Here is an 18809-nt window from a genome sequence, read left to right as displayed (position 1 = left end):
GCGTTTTAGCGGTCGTCAGCACCGGTATTCAAACTGGCTTGCGCCAAAGCCGCTTTTCCGCGGGTTTGGCTTAAACGATCGAGATAAGCCGCATCGACGTCGCCGGTAATATACTCTCCGTTAAAACAGGAGGACTCGAACTGCGTCATCGCCGGATTCAGGTCGCGCAAACTACGCTGTAAATCGACCAGCTCTTGATAAACCAAACCATTGGCGCCAATTTCACGCGCAACATCGTTCGGTTCGCGCTCGAAAGCGATGAGTTCCGATTGCGTCGGCATATCAATCCCATACACGTTTGGAAAACGAACGGGTGGCGCGGCAGAGGCAAAAAACACTTTGTTCGCTCCGGCCTCGCGCGCCATATCAACAATTTGTCGGCTGGTCGTGCCACGAACGATCGAGTCGTCGACAAGCAGCACGTTTTTACCTTTGAACTCCATATCGATTGCGCTGAGTTTCTGACGCACCGACTTCTTTCGCACCGCCTGCCCGGGCATAATAAAGGTGCGGCCGACGTAGCGGTTTTTAATGAACCCCTCACGGTAATTCAGGTTCAGGCGCGCAGCCAATTGCATGGCCGAAGGGCGAGAGGAGTCAGGAATGGGCATGACAACATCGATTTCACCCAAACGCAATGATTTGGCGACGTTATCAGCCAGGTATTCACCCATATGTAAACGCGCATCGTAAATGGAAACCCCATCCATCAAGGAGTCGGGGCGAGCAAAATAAACGTACTCGAATAGACATGGCGTTAAGCGCGGTGATTCCGCACATTGACGACTGCTTAAATTGCCGTCTTCATCGATAATAATGGCCTCGCCGGGCTGCACATCACGCACAAACGTGTAACCACATCCGGTTAGCGCCACGGATTCCGAGGCAACCATCCACTCCACACCCTGTTCCGTTTCCTGGGTTCCCAGACACAGGGGACGCACGCCAAACGGATCGCGAAACGCCACCATGCCGAAACTGGCGATTTGAGCAATCACGGCGTACGCACCGCGCGTGCGCCGATGTACGGCCGCTACCGCTTCGAATACAGCGGACTCGTCGAGCGACACACCCGTTGAAGCGCGCTGCAACTCATGGGCGAAAATATTCAACAAGACTTCGGAGTCTGAGTTGGTATTAATATGGCGACGATCAATGCGGAACAGTTCTTCGCGCAGCTCACGCCAATTGGTAAGGTTGCCGTTATGCACAAAGGTAATACCAAACGGCGCATTAACATAAAAAGGTTGTGCCTCGTCGACGCTGTCGCTGGAACCGGCGGTGGGATAACGTACCTGGCCCAAACCGCTGTTACCCGGCAAAGAACGCATATTGCGCGTGCGAAATACATCGCGTACCAGGCCATGCGCTTTATACATGCTGAAGAACTGGTCGTAGGATGTGGCAATGCCTGCAGCGTCCTGGCCCCGGTGCTGCAAAAGCAGCAAACTATCGTAAATGGTTTGGTTCACTGGATTGCGGCCGACAATCCCTACAACTCCGCACATGTTTTCAATTCCCGAAATAACTACTTAATAAGGCAACCAGGACCCCAACGAGGGTGGAAGAACCTGCTTTACCGCTTGAACCCCTTGCACTGCAAGTGGCGCGAAGCGGGCATCGCGCCACCACGGCTCACGCGGCAGTTCGGTGTAGCCGCCAAGGGCCACCAAAACCAACACAATAATGACACCGCGACACAATCCGAACAGTCCACCCAGGCCGTGATCGGCCGGTGTCAGACCCGTTTTCTTGATAAAAGTGGCCAGGGTAATATTCACCAAGCCCACCAAAAGCAACACAACGATAAAAACCGCAGCATAAGCTACCGCAGTACGAAGAAGATCATTTTCAAGGTAAGGGGATAACCACACCGACACCCTGGGGCCCCACCATACCGCTGCAATAAAGGCGGCCAGATAGGCAATAAGGGAAAGCAATTCTTTAACCAGGCCACGCAGCAACCCCAAACAGGCCGAAACCCCCAGAATTGCGAGCAGGATGTAATCGAAACTGGTCACTTGCTGGAAATAAAGCCGTTGTCGTAACCCAAGGCGCGCAAACGGGTCTGTGCAGCCTGGGCGGCTTCACGCGATGGGAAAGGCCCTACACGTAACCGGTATGTGGGCTTACCCCCGGACACGGCCCGCTCCACAAAAGCATTGGTCACGCCCGCCTCGAACAGTTTGTCACGTCGAGCATTGGCATCTTGCTCTGTGGTGTAGGCAGCGATTTGCAAAACAAAACTGCCCGTGTCGTTTTGTGCCGTCTGGCCGCCACCTGCGCCGGGTGGCTGCCTTCCTTCAAGCAGCGCCAATGCCACCGCGCCGTCGTCGGAGCGTGTGTTACGAGCCGGCTCCTGTTGTGCTTGCGCGTTTGTACTGGTAGCGCTCTGCGCGCTTTCTGGCGCCGATTCGGGTTTGCGCGTTTCAGACTCATCATTATTCGCAGCGGGAGGCTGACTTCCGGACGAAGAGGTTGAACCGGTTGCCGGCTCAGAGGTTTGCTGCAACTGTTGGGAACCCGAAGAAGCCTCGGGATTGGCCCCATTATTGGCGCTATCCGTAGGCGCGGGGATATCCACCCGCTCGATGGTGATTGAACCGGTACTGTTATCCGACTGCGCAAGCTGCCCTTCGGGCGACGACGCAACCGGTGGCAGCACAATAGGCTGCAGCGCATCGTTAACCGGCGGGTTGGTATCAATAAGCATGGGAACCACAATAACCGCCGCCACAACCAAGACCAAAGCCCCTACCAAACGCCGGCGTGCCCGCACGCGCAGTTCGTTTGCCTGGGAATCCGTCGTGGAACGGCCTGATTTACGGCGGTCGGAAGCTGACCCTGAATCACGAGAAAATAAACCCATGTAACAACCCTGATTGGCCAAACGATGAATGCGGCGGGAGGCGCGTGTTAATGCGCCTTGCGACCGAGTTCCCTCAGTATCGGACCAACAGTATGAAATGACCCGAATACAAGAATTCTATCATTCTCTGCGGCCTGATTCTGAGCTGCTTTAAATGCTTGTACCGGATCATTAAAAACGGCAGTCGTGACGACCTCGTCAGCCGGGCGCGAGGCGGTTAGATTTTCAACGATCTGCGCCAACTCTTTACCCGGAGCGGCTCTGGGGCCGTCGATGTCAGCGCAATACCAGTGATCCACTTTATCGGCAAGTTTTTGCAATGTTGCTTCTATGTTCTTATCTTTGAACATGCCAACCACTGCATGGGTATAGGGATAAAAAGGCATGTTATCCAGATTCTGTGCAAGCACTGCCGCAGCATGGGGGTTATGGGCTACATCCAATACCACCATCGGCGAACCCGGTAATATTTGCATACGCCCTGGTAGCGAAACCTGAGCCAGACCGATCCGGATAGCCTGTTGAGGCACCGCCAGCCGCGGGTGTAACGCTTCGATAACCGCCAGCGCCGCGCTTGCATTCAATAGTTGATTCGCTCCCCGCAAAGCCGGGTACGCCAGGCCCGGACGGCGCTTGTCACGCCCTCCGTATGCCCATTGTTGACGATCACCGGAATAATTGAAATCGCGCCCGAACAGCCAAAGGTCTGCGCCAATTGCCTGCGCATGATCAATCAGCGTTTGAGGCGGCACAGGGTCGGCACAAATGGCCGGGCAATTTGCACGAAAAATATGTGCCTTCTCTAGCGCGATTTGGTCGCGTGTGTCGCCCAGCCATTGCATATGGTCGAGATCGATACTGGTAACGACAGCGCAATCGGCATCGAGCATATTCACTGCATCAAGACGACCACCCAATCCAACCTCAAGAATCGCGGCATCGACTTTGGCATCGGTGAACGTGAGTAGTGCGGCCAACGTTGCAAACTCAAAGTAACTCAGTGAAACATCGGCACGCGCGGCCTCAATACGTGCAAACTGCTGAACGATTTGAGTATCGTCGACGATATTGCCGTTCACCCTGATTCGTTCGTTGAAGTCGATCAAATGGGGCGAGGTATAGAGCCCTACTTTATAACCGGCTGCAACCAAAATTGCCTCCAGCATGGCGCAAGTGGAGCCTTTTCCATTGGTTCCGCCCACCGTAATGGTGACACACGGCAGTGTATGAACACCCAGTCGCTGCGCAACCGTTGTAATACGTTCGAGCCCAAGATCTATTTTCTTGGGGTGAGTGGTTTCAAGATGCGTCAGCCAGTCCTGTAAAGGACTGGCTGCAGTTAAAGAAGAAGACATGTTGCGATTTCTTTATTTCTTTCTTTGCGGGGGTAAGTCGGTACAACTGCCATGCGCGACTTCCGCCGCCATGCCGATTGACTCACCTAACGTAGGATGCGGATGAATCGTTTTGCCGATATCGACCGCATCAGCACCCATTTCAATGGCCAAAACCACTTCACCAATCAGGTCGCCTGCATGGGTGCCGACGATGCCACCACCCAGAATTCGCCCGGTTTCGGCATCAAACAGCAACTTGGTAAAGCCCTCGTCGCGGCCATTTGCAATGGCTCGTCCCGATGCAGCCCAGGGAAACAGCCCTTTATCCACTTTAACGCCTTCCTTGCGGGCTTCGTCTTCTGTGATCCCTACCCAGGCAATTTCAGGGTCGGTATAGGCCACCGACGGAATAACACGTGCATCAAAGAAGCTCTTTTTGCCGGCTATTACTTCGGCCGCCACGTGCCCTTCATGCACTGCCTTATGCGCCAACATGGGTTGACCCACAATGTCGCCAATGGCGTGAATATGCGATACATTCGTACGCATCTGACGGTCAACTTCAATGAAGCCACGTTCGGTTACCTGCACACCGGCGTGTTCGGCACCGATACGGCCTCCGTTCGGCGCACGGCCAACGGCCTGCAGCACAAGGTCGTAACATTGGGGTTCAGAAGGTGCGTTCTTACCTTCGAAGGTCACCCAAATACCGTCTTTATCTGCTTTCGCATCAACGGTTTTGGTCTCCAGCATAATATGGTCGAAACGTTCGGCATTCATTTTCTCCCAAACTTTCACCAAGTCACGATCGGCTCCCGGCATTAAGCCCGACAGCATTTCAACGACGTCAAGACGGGCACCCAAGGCGGAATAAACGGTACCCATCTCGAGACCGATAATGCCACCGCCCACAATTAGCATGCGCTTTGGTACTGACGCCAGTTGCAGGGCACCGGTTGAGTCGACCACCCGTGGATCGTCGGGTAAAAAGGGCAATTTCACCGACTGGCTGCCGGCGGCAATAATGGCCGAGGCGAACTTGATGGTTTGTATGCCGTCTTTTGTTTCCACCTGCAAATGATGCGGATCAACAAACTGCCCCGACCCTGTCACCACCGTGACCTTTCGTGCTTTGGCCATGCCGGCCAAGCCATTGGTAAGCTTGGAAACCACACCGTCTTTATGAGCGCGCAAGGCATCCAGGTCGATTGAAGGCTCACCAAATTTAATACCGTGCGCTGCCAGAGATTGTGCTTCTTCCAGTACCGCTGCGGTATGCAACAACGCTTTCGACGGAATGCAACCCACGTTCAGGCAAACCCCGCCCAGTGTGCTGTAACGTTCAACCAGCACCACCTTCAGACCAAGGTCGGCTGCGCGAAAAGCGGCGGAATAACCGCCGGGCCCCGCACCCAAAACCACGACATCGCAGTCAAGGTCTGCCGAACTTGAGAACTCGCTGGGAGCAGGCCCCGAACTTGCTGTTGCGGGTACTGCGGAATCGGACGATGCGCTTTTTTCAGCGTCATCAGAAGAACGTTCTTTGCGTTCATTACTATCGCCACCGCCTCGCGCTGCTTTGGCACTGGCGCCCGAAGCCGGATCCTGGCTTTCCTCAGACGCTTGCGCTTCTATTTCGGCAATAACGGCACCTTGCGCCACTTTATCGCCTACCTTGATCCGCAGCTTCACCACTTTACCGCCTTTGTCGGCCGGAATTTCCATGGATGCTTTGTCGGATTCAACCGTGATCAAGCTCTGTTCCGCCTCGACGGTATCGCCCTCACTAACCAAGACTTCAATGACCTCAACTTCATCGAAGTCGCCGATGTCCGGCACTTTCAGCTCATACTTGCTCATATTCGGCCCTTATAAAGCGATACGGCGGAAATCTGACAACAATTGCCCCAGATACGCGTTGAAGCGTGCAGCGGCGGCACCATCAATCACGCGATGATCATAGGAAAGCGACAACGGCAACATTAACCGCGGCTGAAATGCGCTGCCATCCCATACCGGCTGCATACTCGAGCGCGAGACCCCCAGAATGGCCACTTCGGGTGCATTAATAATGGGTGTGAAATCTGTTCCACCAATGCCGCCCAGCGAGGAAATCGAGAACGTTCCTCCTTGCATTTGCGCCGGCGACAACTTGCCGTCGCGCGCCTGGGCCGCCAGGTCAGACATTTCACGCGCAAGATCCAAAATACCTTTCTGGTCGGCATCGCGAATAACCGGCACCACCAAACCATTGGGTGTATCAGCGGCAAAACCAATATGGTAGTACTGCTTCAAGACCAGGTTATCGCCGTCAAGCGATGCGTTGAACTCGGGAAACTTCTTCAAAGCCGCCACGCAGGCTTTGATAAGGAACGCCAGCATGGTGACCTTTACACCAGACTTCTCGTTCTCTTTATTCAACTCTTTGCGCAACGACTCAAGGTCGGTAATGTCGGCTTCATCGTTATTCGTAACGTGGGGGATCATGACCCAGTTGCGATGCAAGTTAGCGCCCGATAACTTCTTGATGCGCGATAAAGGTTTACTTTCCACCGGCCCGAATTTGGCAAAGTCCACCTTCGGCCAGGCCAGCACCTGAAGCCCGCCGCCCGCGCCGGACGCGACGCCCGTTCCGGCACCGGTACCCGCTACAGCTTGCTTCACGAATTGGCGCACGTCATCGGCCAGAATGCGACTTTTCGGACCGGAACCTTTAACCTGCGCAAGATTCACACCCAGCTCGCGTGCAAACTTTCTGACGGAAGGTGACGCATGCGGCAAATCGCGCAACGGACGCTTGTCCTCTTCAAAAGCCTGGGTAGGTGATACGCGCCGTGTTTGGCCTGACTCTTCGGCTGACGCTTCACCACGCGGTTCAGGCTTCTCGTCCTGTTCAACAGGCTTGCTTTCCTCGTTTGACGACGCTTCCGACGCTTTGGCTGGCGCCTCTGACGATTTGGCACCGCCCGAACCTGTTACGGCAAGCTCCAGAATTTCCGTTCCTTTGCTGACCTTATCGCCCACTTTCACTTTCAGTGATTTAACCGTACCCGACTCAGACGATGGAATTTCCATTGAAGCTTTATCGGACTCAACGGTAATCAGGCTCTGTTCGGCCTCGACGGAATCACCTTCATTGACCAGCACTTCGATGACTTCGACCTCGTCGAAGTCGCCAATATCAGGGATAACAACAGTTGCCGACCTACTAGTCCCTGACGAGGCTTGCGGCGCGGGTTCGCGCTCCTGCTGACCGGAGCCAGCCGTATTCGAATCTGAAGCGGAATCCGCTTTCGGCTCATCAGGATCGGCTTTCGGTGCGTTTTCCGCTTCTTTCTTGTCAGCCGGCTTCTGCGCTTGCGCGCTTTCCAACTCAAGAATGACCGACCCCTCGTGAACCTTGTCACCCACCTTGACTTTAAGTGACTTGACCTTGCCCGAGGCCGACGCGGGAATTTCCATAGAGGCCTTGTCCGACTCCACGGTAATCAAACTTTGTTCCGCCTCGATGGTGTCTCCCTCGGATATCAGCACCTCGATCACTTCGACATTCTCGAAATCTCCGATATCCGGCACTTTGACTTCAACGACATTGCTCATGACGACTCCCCTGCTCAGGCGTATTGTGGGTTGGCTTTATCGGGATTGACTTCATACTTCTTGATGGCCTGGGACACTTTGGAGAGCGGAATCGCACCCTCGTCCGCCAAAGCACGCAATGCCGCCAACACAACGAATCGACGATCCACCTCGAAATGTTCACGCAGCTTGTAACGGAAATCGGAGCGCCCGAAGCCGTCGGTACCCAACACATTGTATGAACGCCCTTTGGGCACGAACGGCCGAATCTGGTCGCCGAACAGCTTTACATAATCCGTTGAAACCACAATCGGGCCACTGGTTTTTTCAAGTTGTTGCGTAACATATGGAACAGGCAGATCTTTGCGCTCGGGGTGCAAAAGGCGCTCGCGTTCGCAATCGAGACCGTTACGACGCAGCTCGGTGAAACTGGTCACACTCCAAAGGTCGGAGCTCACGCCCCAATCTTCCAGAAGCATGTCCTGAGCCGCCATGACTTCGCGCAGAATCGTTCCCGACCCCATCAGTTGAACGCGCAACTTGTCTTTCTCTTTACCGTTGCTCTGAAGCTTGTACATGCCGCGAATAATGCCGTCTTCATCACCTTGCTTCAAACCAGGGTGGGCATAATTTTCGTTCATGATCGTAATGTAGTAGAAGACGTTTTCCTGGTCTTCAACCATGCGCTTCATGCCATGCTGAATAATCACCGCCAATTCGTGCCCAAACGCGGGGTCGTACGACACGCAGTTGGGAATAAGCGACGACATAATGTGGCTATGGCCGTCTTCATGCTGCAAACCCTCACCATTCAAGGTTGTACGGCCTGCAGTACCACCCATCAGGAAGCCACGTGCCTGCATGTCGCCCGCAGCCCACGCCAAGTCGCCGATACGCTGGAAACCGAACATGGAGTAGTACACGTAGAACGGCACCATGATGCGGTTGTTGGTGGAATAAGACGTTGCCGCAGCAATCCAGGAACTGAATGCGCCTGCTTCGTTAATGCCTTCCTGCAATAACTGGCCGTTGGCAGCTTCTTTGTAATACATCACCTGGTCTCTATCGACCGGTTCGTACTTCTGCCCTTCCGGCGCATAAATACCAATTTGGCGGAACAAGCCTTCCATACCAAAGGTTCGTGATTCATCGGCCAAAATGGGCACAACACGCGGCCCCAAGGCCTTGTCACGCAATACCTGATTCAACACACGCACAAATGCCTGCGTCGTTGAGATTTCACGGCCCTCGGTAGTCGGCTCAAGCGTTGCCTTGAACGCGTCGAGCTGTGGCGCCTTGAAGGACTCATCTGCGCGCATGCGGCGCTTGGGCAAGTAGCCGCCCAGTGCCTCACGGCGTTCGTGCAAATATTTCATCTCCGGGGAGTCTTCCGCCGGCTTCACGTAAGGCACTTCTTCCAGCTTGTCGTCGGGAACCGGGATATTGAAACGATCACGGAATTCACGAATGGCATCGATGTCCAATTTTTTCTGCTGGTGAGTCGGATTCTTGGCCTGGCCGACATGCCCCATGCCATAACCTTTAATCGTTTTTGCCAGAATCACGGACGGCTGACCTTTGTGGCTTGAGGCCGACTGGAACGCGGCATAAACCTTATACGGATCGTGTCCACCCCGGTTAAGGCGCCAAACGTCTTCGTCGCTCATGCGGCTTACCAGTTCGAGCAGCTTGGGATGCTTGCCGAAGAATTTCTCACGGACATACGCGCCGTCGTTGGCTTTATAGGTTTGATACTCGCCATCGACGGTTTCTTCCATAATCTTGCGCAAAATACCTTCTTTATCGCGCGCCAGAAGCGGATCCCAATAGCCACCCCAAATCAGCTTGATGACATTCCAGCCACTACCGCGGAACTCGCCTTCAAGCTCTTGAATGATTTTGCCATTGCCGCGCACAGGACCATCGAGGCGTTGCAGGTTGCAATTCACAACAAACACAAGATTATCGAGGTTCTCGCGGGCGGCCATGCTGATGGCGCCCAAGGATTCGGGTTCGTCCATTTCACCGTCGCCGCAAAAGACCCACACTTTACGTTTGCTGGTGTCGGCAATACCCCGCGCATGCAGGTATTTCAGGAAGCGCGCCTGATATATAGCCATGATGGGCCCCAGGCCCATGGAAACCGTCGGGAACTGCCAAAACTCCGGCATTAATTTAGGGTGCGGGTATGAAGACAAACCTTTGCCGTCGACTTCCTGACGGAAACGGTCGAGCTGTTCTTCCGTTAAACGTCCTTCCAGATAGGCCCGTGCGTACATGCCGGGCGAACTGTGACCCTGGAAATAAACCAGGTCGCCGCCGTGATCTTCCGTTTCAGCATGCCAAAAATGATTTTGGCCGCAACCAATCATGGTGGCTAACGAGGCAAAAGAAGCAATGTGCCCACCCAGGTCACCGTCGTGAGGAGGGGTTTTGCGATTGGCCCGAACCACCATGGCCATGGCGTTCCAGCGAATAAAGGCGCGGATACGACCTTCAAGGGAAACATTACCGGGATAAGCAGGCTGCAAACCGGGAGGAATCGTATTCACATAAGCCGTGTTGGGCGAAAACGGGATATGTGCGCCGGAGCGTCGTGCCATATCAATGAGGCGCTCGAGCAGGAAGTGAGCGCGTTCAGGACCCTCCTTCTCCAATACCGCTTCAAGGGCTTCGAGCCATTCCTGGGTTTCCACCGCATCAATATCCGACTCGTCGACCACGGTATTTATTTTTTCAAGAGATGACATTAGGAGTCTCCTGGTTAGTTTGCTTTTCATATAGACCAACACACCCATTCGCCCGTTGTAGCATGATCCTCGCCCACTGCGAAAACGGGTGTTCGGCTGGTAAGCCGGTCAGTCCAGGCTGACGCCATTCTAGAAAAGTGTTCAGCTTTGAGCAAGCAAAATTTCACTTTATGGCACTATATTTCATAATATGAAAATAAGACGTGAAACTAAGCAGTTTCAATGACTTCAAGGACAAGGGTAAAATAAGCATTGAACTTTATGTCTGGTCTATGGCTGCTCCTAACAAGAAATCTCTGATCCCAACGACTTTTTACGAACAAGCGCAAAAGCGACGCGGTCTTTACTGGTTAACGCCGTTTGTGGTGTTAATCCTTTATCTCTGCGTCATGGGCGTGTTCTTCTGGATGCAAAGAATCCAGAGTGACAGTGTCATGTTCGTCACGATCGACCAGGAAATTCGCCAACAACGGCTCATGATGCTGGTTGTGGCTTTATCGCTGGTGATTGTGGTCAGCCTGCTGGCCTTATGGCGCTACACCCGTTTTCGCACCAAAGCAGAAGAAGCACTCATTGCGGAAACAGGCTTTCGACGTGCCATGGAGAACTCCATGTCAACGGGTATGCGCGTCTTCGACATGCAGGGCCGTATCGCTTACGTGAACCCCGCCTTTTGCCGCATGATAGGCTGGAATGAAGCCGATCTCATCGGCCGTACAACCCCCTTCCCGTATTGGGTTCCCGGCAAGTATGCCGAGCACCAGGAAACACTCGACCTGTTGTTATCGGGTCGAACCCCAAGCAGCGGTTTGGAAATTGAAGCCCAGCGACGCGACGGTTCGCGCTTTACCGCGCGTATGTATGTATCGCCTTTACGTGATGCAAACGGCGAACAAATCGGCTGGATGACGTCCATGACCGACATCACCGAGCCGAAACGCATTCGCGAGGCCCTTACCGCAGCCCATGAGCGTTTCATGACAGTTCTTGAAGGTCTGGATGATGCCATTTCCGTTGTGGCCGACACGCCGGAAGGCCTCGAACTACTCTTTGCAAACCGCAACTACCGCCGCTTTTTCGGCGCACAGTCAAGCGGTCACAGTGAACTGTTGGGTGGGCGCCTGGGCCGTTTCACCGACGAACTGATCGAAGTCTACTCCCCTTCCGCCCAACGCTGGTTCGAAGTACAGCATCGCATGTTGGCCTGGACAGACGGTCGCCGCGTGCGGCTTCAGGTGGCGCGCGACATTACCGAGCGGCGTCAGCACGAGGAGGAATCGCGCATGCAACAAGAGAAAATTCAGTTAACCAGCCGCTTGATGACCATGGGTGAAATGGCTTCATCGTTGGCGCACGAACTGAACCAACCCTTAACCGCGATTGTTAACTACAACATGGCGGCTTCGGCCATGGTGAAATCGGATAGGGCCACGCCCGAAATGTTGCTGGATGCACTGGGTAAAAGTGCACAACAGGCAGAGCGCGCAGGCAAAATTATCAGCCGTATTCGCGAATTCGTTAAACGAAGCGAACCGCGCCGCCAGCGTGTACCGGCTGCGCGCATCCTTGATAACGCCATTTCCTTCGCCGATATCGACGCGCGCAAACGACAAGTACTCATTGAGAAAACATTACCCGACACGCTTCCCGACGTTCTGGCCGACCCCATCCTGATAGAACAGGTATTATTGAATCTTCTGAAAAATGGTGTCGAGGCGATGGAGCATAGCGAATATCGTACACTCCACGTTGTGTTAACTGATCAATCTTCCGTTCTTGAGTTCGCGGTAATCGACCGTGGCCATGGCCTGAAAGATCCTGAACGTCTTTTCGAGCCCTTTTACAGCACCAAATCCGAGGGGCTCGGCATGGGGCTGAATATTTGTCGCACGATCATCGAATCCCACCATGGGCGCCTCTGGGCCACAGCGAATCCCGAGGGGGGAACCATTTTCCGCTTTACCCTGCCCAATGCAGGCGAATCCAACAATAACGAAACCAGGCCCAACCCGAATCACCAGGAGTTGCAAGCATGACCACAACCACCACCGTTTCCAATACCGTCTTCATTGTCGATGACGATGAGGCCGTGCGCGACTCATTGCGCTGGCTGCTCGAAGCCAACGGCTATCGTGTTAAAGCATACAGTGGCGCAGAAGAGTTTTTGAATACTTACGATGCTGACCAGGTTGCGGTTTTAATCGCCGATGTACGAATGCCCGGCATGAGCGGTTTGGAACTCCAGGAAGAGTTGTTGGCCCGAAACGCGCCACTTCCGATCGTATTCATCACCGGCCACGGCGACGTTCCCATGGCCGTCTCCACCATTAAGAAAGGCGCAGTCGACTTTCTGGAAAAGCCCTTCAACGAGTCCGACCTGCGCAGCATTGTGGCCCGCATGCTGGAACAAGCCACGGAAGATGCCGCGAAGCTGCAAGAACAAAAAAGCCAACAGGCTATTCTCAGCCGGCTGACTTCACGCGAACAACAGGTATTGGAACGCATTGTGGCCGGGCGTTTGAACAAGCAAATTGCAGGCGACCTCAATATCAGCATCAAAACGGTTGAAGCACATCGCGCCAATATCATGGAAAAACTTGAAGTAACCACCGTAGCCGACCTCATGAAAATTGCCCTGTCTCGTTCCGAAGGCGTTGTATGACCGCAAGAATTATCGATGGAAAAGCCCTTGCCGCAAGCATTCGCGAGGAAGTCGCACAACAGGTCGCCACCCTGAAAACGCAAGGCGTGACACCTGGTTTGGCAGTGGTGCTTGTGGGTGACGATCCGGCATCGCATGTTTACGTGCGAAACAAAGCCGCCGCATGCGAGAAAGCAGGTTTGCACTCCGAGATCATCCGTCTTGACAAAGACATCTCGCAAGCGCAGCTATTGTCTGTCGTACACAAACTGAATGACGACCCGCGTATTCACGGTATTCTGGTTCAACTTCCCTTGCCGCCACACCTGAATTCGCACATTGTCATTGAAGCGATCTCCGCCGCCAAAGACGTCGACGGTTTCCACATTAGCAATGCAGGGCTGCTCATGACGGGCAAGCCTTTGTTTCGCCCGTGTACACCCTATGGCGTCATGAAGATGCTGGAAGCCGAGAATGTGTCACCATGGGGTGCTGAAGCCGTTATTGTGGGCGCCAGTAATATCGTGGGCAAGCCCATGGCCATGCTGCTGTTGGCTGCCGGGGCCACGGTCACCCTCTGCAACTCCAAAACGCGTGATCTTGCCGCGCAAACGCGCCGCGCCGACATCCTGGTTGTCGCAACCGGCAAACCTGGCATGGTAAACGGTGACATGATCAAGCCCGGCGCCACCGTGATTGATGTCGGCATCAACCGTCTCCCCGACGGCCGCCTTGTCGGCGACGTGGAGTTCGAGTCGGCAAAAGAAGTTGCGGGTGCCATTACTCCGGTTCCCGGCGGCGTAGGCCCCATGACCATTGCCATGCTATTGGTTAATACGCTTGAAGCAGCCGAACGCTGCGTCAGTTTATCTGCTACGCAAGAAGCCTGATTATGCCCAACCCTTTGCTTGTTCCAATCGATCAATTGATCGATTATGAACACATTACCCCTGACGTCATCGAACCGGCAATCGACGAATTGATCGCGCAAACGCGCCAATGCATTGAAACCATTGCCGATCCCGCGACCCCCGCTGAATGGGACACGCTGATTGAGCCGCATGAAGTTTCATCCGCAAAACTTTGGCGTGCATGGTCGGTTGCAGGACACCTGAACGCGGTAGTCAACACCCCCGCATTGCGCGACGCCTATAACCGCTGTCTACCTAAAATTACCGAATTTTCCACCTGGGTTGGCCTACATCGCGGCTTGTACGACCAATACCAGAAGCTACGCGACAGTGCTCACTATGAAACACTGCCCGCGGTACGTCAGCGCATTATTGAACTTGCCTTGCGCGACTTCCGGCTGAGTGGCGTTCAATTGGAAGGTGAGGCGCGCAAACGCTACGCGGCGTTGTCCGATGAAGAAGCGCGCATTTCGCAAAAGTTTTCAGAGAACTGTCTGGATGCCGTTGACGAATGGCATACCTTGGTCACGGATGCCGACCGATTGACGGGGATTCCGCCCGACGTGATCAGTGCCGCCGCAACCCTGGCAAAAGAGAACGGTCAAACGGGTTGGCGTTTCACCCTGAAAATGCCCTGCTACTTGCCGGTGATGCAATATGCACAAGACCGCACGTTACGTGAAACCCTTTATCGCGGGTTTGGGACTTTGGCCTCGGAACAAGGCGATACCCGTTTCGATAACACGCAAGCCATTGAGCAGCTGCTAAACCTAAGGGCTGAAGAAGCCCGGTTGCTGGGATATCAGAATTTCGCGCAACTGCGCCTTGAAACCCGCATGGCGGAATCGCCCGAGCAGGTTCTGTCGTTCCTGCAGGATCTGGCCAAGCGTGCCAAACCTTATGCGCAGCATGACCTTGCTCAATTGAAAGCGTTTGCGCATGAGCACTACCAAATGGCCACGCTGGAACCGTGGGATATTCCGTTTTTGTCGGAGCGCCTGCGTGAAAACCGCTACGATTATTCCGAAGAGTCGGTGCGTCAATATTTCCCGGTACAAAAAGTACTGGACGGTTTTTTTGACATTGTCGGGCAATTATTCGGGGTCACGTTCAAACCGGTGAAACTGCCTTTGTGGCATCACAATGCACAGGCCTATGAAGTACTGCTTCGCGAGAACCGGTGCGGCTATTTGGTAATGGATTTGTACGCGCGGCAGGGAAAGCAAAGCGGCGCCTGGGTTGACAGTGAACGGGCACGCCAGCGTGTTGACGGCACATTGGTCACCCCGGTTATTTACCTTACCTGCAACTTCCCTGCTCCGCAGGAAAATCAAGCGTCGCTTCTTACCCACGACGACGTCATTACGCTGTTTCACGAAAGCGGCCACGCCTTGCATGCCCTGCTTTCACGTGTCGACGATCCCGGCGCATCGGCGTTCTCGAATATGGAATGGGACGCCATTGAACTGCCCTCGCAATTTATGGAGAATTTCTGTTGGGAATGGGCTTCGATTCAGAAATTATCCGGTCATGTAAATGACAATGCACCTTTGCCTCATACCTTGTTCAAGAAAATGGTGGTGGCGCGCAACTTTCAAAGTGGCATGCAAATGGTGCGACAAATTGAATTTTCGCTTTTCGATATGCAGATTCACAACCACCATTCCGGGTTGGCCATTGAAGAGGTACTGAACACATTGAGTACGGTTCGCCAAGACGTGGCCGTTTTGTTTCCGCCGGAATGGCATCGCTTTCCTCATACGTTTTCACATTTGTTTGCAGGCGGCTACGCTGCCGGCTACTATAGCTACAAATGGGCCGAGGTACTGTCGGCCGACGCCTACGCCGCGTTTGAAGAATATGCCCAAACGCATGGTCTGGGAAACACACTGATCGCTCCCGTAGGCACAAAATTTGTAGATGAAATTCTTGCCGTAGGGGCTTCGCGCCCCGCGCAGGCCTCATTTCAGGCTTTTCGCGGCCGCGAACCGCAAATTGACGCCCTGTTGCGTCACAATGGCATGACGGAACAACCCTTGGACGTTTGATAATGAAACGCACATTTTTAAGGCTTTCACCTCGGCGTTACCCAGCCGGCCTGATTGGCGCAATCCTGGCGAGCGCCATTTTCCTGACCACGCCGGCAACGAGTGCACAAGCGAACCCGGTCGAAACAGTCAACGCCAAGGAAGAAACAACCCGCTTACACAACATTCGCGGCTTTTTGCCCGACTTAAGGTTTGAGCTGATCGGCCCAGATAACGAACCGGTTACCGCACAGGCTTTCCGAGGCAATATCGTTATGTTGTTCTTCGGCTATGCCAGTTGCCCAGACATATGCCCCACTACCATGGCGCAACTGGCACAGGTTATGCAAAAGCTGGGACCCGACGCCGACCAGGTTCGTATTTTATTCATCAGTGTCGACCCTCACCGTGACACCGCGGAAAAACTGCAAGCATACGTGCAGGCGTTCGACAGTCACGCCATCGGTTTAACCGGCTCTGAAAAACAAATAGCAGACGTCGCACGGCGTTACCGGGTTGCCTATCAAATAGAAGAACCCAGCAGCAACGAACCTGAACGCTACGAGGTTGCACATAGCCGCGGCATTTATATTTTCGATGAAAACGGCAAAGCGCGTTACCTTGCCGCCGATTCCGAATCGGTTGATGTATTAACCGACGGCGTACGTACTTTATTGCAATAGCAAACCTAGCCGCCTACCGAAGGATCAGCGGGATCACAACACACTTGGCCGTCGGCGTCACGCAAAGCCGTGCGTAAGCCTTCCTCGATAACAGGATGATAAAACGGCATAGCCAGCATCTGCCTGATGGTGAGCTTTTGCTGATGCGACCAGGCTAAAAGATGTGCCAGATGCTCGGCGGCCGGCCCTGCCATTTCGGCGCCCAGGAATTGCCCGGAACAACGGTCGGCATAAACACGCAACAACCCTTTATTTTTAAGAATAACGCGAGCTCGCCCCTGGTTGGCAAAACTCACCTCACCCACGACTGTTTCGGCAGGGTCCAATTGATTGAAGCGCCGGCCCACCCACATCAGCTGCGGGTCCGTAAACACCACGGAAACGGGCGCACGCCGCTTGAACGCTTCAACCTGCGGATAATGAACGGCATTCAACGCGGCAAAACGCCCATCGTCCGCCGCCTCGTGCAAAAGCGGCATCTGGCCGTTCACATCGCCGGCAAGAAAAATAGGCGTGTTTTTAACCTGTAAAGTGTCGGTGTCAAAAACCGGTTTGTTTTGGTCATTGAAATGCGCTGAAGTGTTCGCAAGTTCGAGCGCGTCAAAATTGGGGCTGCGCCCTACCGCCATCAACACATACTCATAGGTTGCTTCGCGCCGTGCGCCGCCTTCAGGCGTAAAGCACACACGCACGCCATGCGTCTGCTTCTCAACCGAATGAACTTCAGCGCACGGTGCCAGGTCCAACTCGTCGTGAAAAGCCGCCAGCGCTGATTCCAACACCCGGGGGTCGGCAATTCCGCCAACCGACGGGCTGCGCCCCAAAAGTTGAACACGCACCCCAAGACGTGACAATGCCTGCCCCAACTCCATACCAATAACGCCCGGGCCCACAACAAGCACACTTTCAGGCAGCTTTTCCCAGTTGAATACATCATCATTCACCACCAAACGATCTCCCAGGCCCTGATACATGGGCGGGATGACGGGTGACGAGCCGGTAGCGATAATAATGCGTGAAGCCGTAACGCGGGTATGATTGCCGACCTGCAATTCTGTGTTGGACAGGAATCGCGCAGAGCCCTGCAAACGATCGGCCGGATCAAAACCCTGAACGGCCTCAAGGACAAACCCCACGAATCGATCGCGCTCACGCCGGACACGACTCATGACCTCGCGTCCGTTAACCTGAACCTCGCCTTGAACATGAACACCGAACTCTGCTGTATGGCGCGCATGGTGTGCGGCTTCCGCCGCCGCAATAAGCAGTTTTGAAGGCATGCATCCGACACGGGCACAGGTTGTTCCGTATGGGCCACCCTCAATCAGCAAACACGCTAAACCAGACGCCTTTACGGTTCGGTAGGCCGACATACCGGCCGTTCCCGCCCCGATGACGGCGATATCGGTATTCAAATGCTTCATTTCCACTCGGTTACGAACTCCTTGAAATCAGGACGTTCAGGCGCAGCCGTTGCGGGTTCGATCGGTGTTCCCACTGCCAGATAACCCATAAAACGATAATCGAGGCCGTCGAAACCCAACGCTTCATTCACTTCATCGACATAAGTTCCAAGCCCGGTACTCCAGAATGCACCATAGCCTTGCATGTGAATCGCGTTAAGCATATTCATGACGCCGGCACCAACCGCCAGCATCCGCTCGTGCTCGGGAATACGGGTATTGCTATGGTCGATCCGGCATGCAATGGCTATCAGCAAAGGGACTTTCGACAGCCATTTACGTATCGACGCCTCTTTCTCATCGGTAAGCGGCTTACCGGCGCGGCGCGTTGCCTCAATCGACAAGTCGGCCAATTTCATAATGGCATCGCCCTGAATAAGCGAAAAACGCCAGGGCCGCAAACGCCCATGATCGGGGGCTGACATGGCCGCCTGCAAAATTTGTTCCAATTGCTGTTCAGACGGTGCCGGCGCTTGAACAAACTTAACGGATCGCCGTGACAATAAATAATCCACCGCAGAAGTAGACATGCTCAATTCCTTTGTTTCA

General features: G+C 54.2%; 14 protein-coding genes. 5 read left to right on the top strand and 9 right to left on the bottom strand.

Translation table 11 applies throughout. The features are described 5' to 3' along the window. Positions 1-5: 5 nt before the first annotated feature. The 7 genes from purF to aceE are packed head-to-tail and all read right to left on the bottom strand — an operon-like array spanning position 6 to position 10535. Positions 6-1508: an amidophosphoribosyltransferase gene (purF, locus tag CJO09_RS12495; RefSeq protein ID WP_119442640.1), complete on the bottom strand. Its 1503-nt coding sequence runs from the start codon at positions 1506-1508 to the stop codon at positions 6-8. 24 nt (positions 1509-1532) lie between these two features. Further along, positions 1533-2021: a CvpA family protein gene (locus tag CJO09_RS12490; protein ID WP_114421679.1), complete on the bottom strand. Its 489-nt coding sequence runs from the start codon at positions 2019-2021 to the stop codon at positions 1533-1535. Beyond that, positions 2018-2869 (bottom strand): SPOR domain-containing protein, encoded by an 852-nt coding sequence (locus CJO09_RS12485; protein WP_119442639.1) that lies wholly within the window; start codon positions 2867-2869, stop codon positions 2018-2020. Before CJO09_RS12485 ends, CJO09_RS12490 begins: the two co-directional genes overlap by 4 nt. A gap of 47 nt (positions 2870-2916) precedes the next feature. Next, positions 2917-4224: a bifunctional tetrahydrofolate synthase/dihydrofolate synthase gene (gene folC, locus CJO09_RS12480; RefSeq protein ID WP_119442638.1), complete on the bottom strand. Its 1308-nt coding sequence runs from the start codon at positions 4222-4224 to the stop codon at positions 2917-2919. A gap of 12 nt (positions 4225-4236) precedes the next feature. Further along, a complete protein-coding gene (lpdA, locus tag CJO09_RS12475; protein WP_119442637.1) occupies positions 4237-6066 on the bottom strand; it encodes a dihydrolipoyl dehydrogenase in 1830 nt (609 codons plus the stop codon). A 9-nt stretch (positions 6067-6075) separates the two neighbouring features. Continuing rightward, positions 6076-7806, bottom strand: coding sequence for a dihydrolipoyllysine-residue acetyltransferase (aceF, locus tag CJO09_RS12470; protein ID WP_119442636.1), 1731 nt, complete (start codon positions 7804-7806; stop codon positions 6076-6078). Positions 7807-7820: 14 nt separating this feature from the next. Further along, positions 7821-10535, bottom strand: a complete 2715-nt coding sequence (gene aceE / locus CJO09_RS12465) for a pyruvate dehydrogenase (acetyl-transferring), homodimeric type (RefSeq protein ID WP_119442635.1) — start codon at positions 10533-10535, stop codon at positions 7821-7823. Positions 10536-10807: 272 nt separating this feature from the next. Here aceE and CJO09_RS12460 point away from each other — a divergent pair, with 272 nt between their 5' ends. The 5 genes from CJO09_RS12460 to CJO09_RS12440 are packed head-to-tail and all read left to right on the top strand — an operon-like array spanning position 10808 to position 16797. Further along, positions 10808-12571, top strand: coding sequence for a PAS domain-containing sensor histidine kinase (locus CJO09_RS12460; RefSeq protein ID WP_119442741.1), 1764 nt, complete (start codon positions 10808-10810; stop codon positions 12569-12571). After that, positions 12568-13197, top strand: coding sequence for a response regulator transcription factor (locus CJO09_RS12455; RefSeq protein WP_114421673.1), 630 nt, complete (start codon positions 12568-12570; stop codon positions 13195-13197). The genes CJO09_RS12460 and CJO09_RS12455 overlap by 4 nt, the downstream gene beginning before the upstream one ends. Beyond that, the gene (gene folD, locus CJO09_RS12450) at positions 13194-14066 is read left to right on the top strand and encodes a bifunctional methylenetetrahydrofolate dehydrogenase/methenyltetrahydrofolate cyclohydrolase FolD (protein ID WP_119442634.1); all 873 of its coding nucleotides are present in this window, start codon (positions 13194-13196) and stop codon (positions 14064-14066) included. Before CJO09_RS12455 ends, folD begins: the two co-directional genes overlap by 4 nt. After that, the gene (locus CJO09_RS12445) at positions 14066-16135 is read left to right on the top strand and encodes a M3 family metallopeptidase (RefSeq protein WP_119442633.1); all 2070 of its coding nucleotides are present in this window, start codon (positions 14066-14068) and stop codon (positions 16133-16135) included. Before folD ends, CJO09_RS12445 begins: the two co-directional genes overlap by 1 nt. Before the next feature lie 2 nt (positions 16136-16137). Then, a complete protein-coding gene (locus tag CJO09_RS12440) occupies positions 16138-16797 on the top strand; it encodes an SCO family protein (RefSeq protein ID WP_119442632.1) in 660 nt (219 codons plus the stop codon). Positions 16798-16802: 5 nt separating this feature from the next. Here CJO09_RS12440 and CJO09_RS12435 read toward each other — a convergent pair whose 3' ends face one another. Both CJO09_RS12435 and CJO09_RS12430 read right to left on the bottom strand, forming a co-directional pair. After that, positions 16803-18221: a dihydrolipoyl dehydrogenase gene (locus CJO09_RS12435; protein ID WP_119442631.1), complete on the bottom strand. Its 1419-nt coding sequence runs from the start codon at positions 18219-18221 to the stop codon at positions 16803-16805. After that, positions 18218-18790, bottom strand: coding sequence for a nitroreductase family protein (locus CJO09_RS12430; RefSeq protein ID WP_114421668.1), 573 nt, complete (start codon positions 18788-18790; stop codon positions 18218-18220). Before CJO09_RS12430 ends, CJO09_RS12435 begins: the two co-directional genes overlap by 4 nt. Positions 18791-18809: the final 19 nt, after the last annotated feature.

Origin of the sequence: Neopusillimonas maritima (genome assembly GCF_003576595.1) — a bacterium.
GTDB lineage: Bacteria > Pseudomonadota > Gammaproteobacteria > Burkholderiales > Burkholderiaceae_B > Neopusillimonas > Neopusillimonas maritima.
Note: the sequence above shows the minus strand (reverse complement) of the source record. Positions and strands in the feature narration are given on the sequence as shown.

What these genes read in the sequence shown, in the direction of transcription:
- aceE (WP_119442635.1), bottom strand. Translation starts at nt 10,535, where the DNA reads ATGTCATCTCTTGAAAAAATAAATACCGTGGTCGACGAGTCGGATATT.
- CJO09_RS12435 (WP_119442631.1), bottom strand. Translation starts at nt 18,221, where the DNA reads ATGAAGCATTTGAATACCGATATCGCCGTCATCGGGGCGGGAACGGCC.
- CJO09_RS12485 (WP_119442639.1), bottom strand. Translation starts at nt 2,869, where the DNA reads ATGGGTTTATTTTCTCGTGATTCAGGGTCAGCTTCCGACCGCCGTAAA.
- aceF (WP_119442636.1), bottom strand. Translation starts at nt 7,806, where the DNA reads ATGAGCAATGTCGTTGAAGTCAAAGTGCCGGATATCGGAGATTTCGAG.
- folD (WP_119442634.1), top strand. Translation starts at nt 13,194, where the DNA reads ATGACCGCAAGAATTATCGATGGAAAAGCCCTTGCCGCAAGCATTCGC.
- folC (WP_119442638.1), bottom strand. Translation starts at nt 4,224, where the DNA reads ATGTCTTCTTCTTTAACTGCAGCCAGTCCTTTACAGGACTGGCTGACG.
- CJO09_RS12455 (WP_114421673.1), top strand. Translation starts at nt 12,568, where the DNA reads ATGACCACAACCACCACCGTTTCCAATACCGTCTTCATTGTCGATGAC.
- CJO09_RS12430 (WP_114421668.1), bottom strand. Translation starts at nt 18,790, where the DNA reads ATGTCTACTTCTGCGGTGGATTATTTATTGTCACGGCGATCCGTTAAG.
- CJO09_RS12440 (WP_119442632.1), top strand. Translation starts at nt 16,138, where the DNA reads ATGAAACGCACATTTTTAAGGCTTTCACCTCGGCGTTACCCAGCCGGC.
- lpdA (WP_119442637.1), bottom strand. Translation starts at nt 6,066, where the DNA reads ATGAGCAAGTATGAGCTGAAAGTGCCGGACATCGGCGACTTCGATGAA.
- CJO09_RS12460 (WP_119442741.1), top strand. Translation starts at nt 10,808, where the DNA reads ATGGCTGCTCCTAACAAGAAATCTCTGATCCCAACGACTTTTTACGAA.
- purF (WP_119442640.1), bottom strand. Translation starts at nt 1,508, where the DNA reads ATGTGCGGAGTTGTAGGGATTGTCGGCCGCAATCCAGTGAACCAAACC.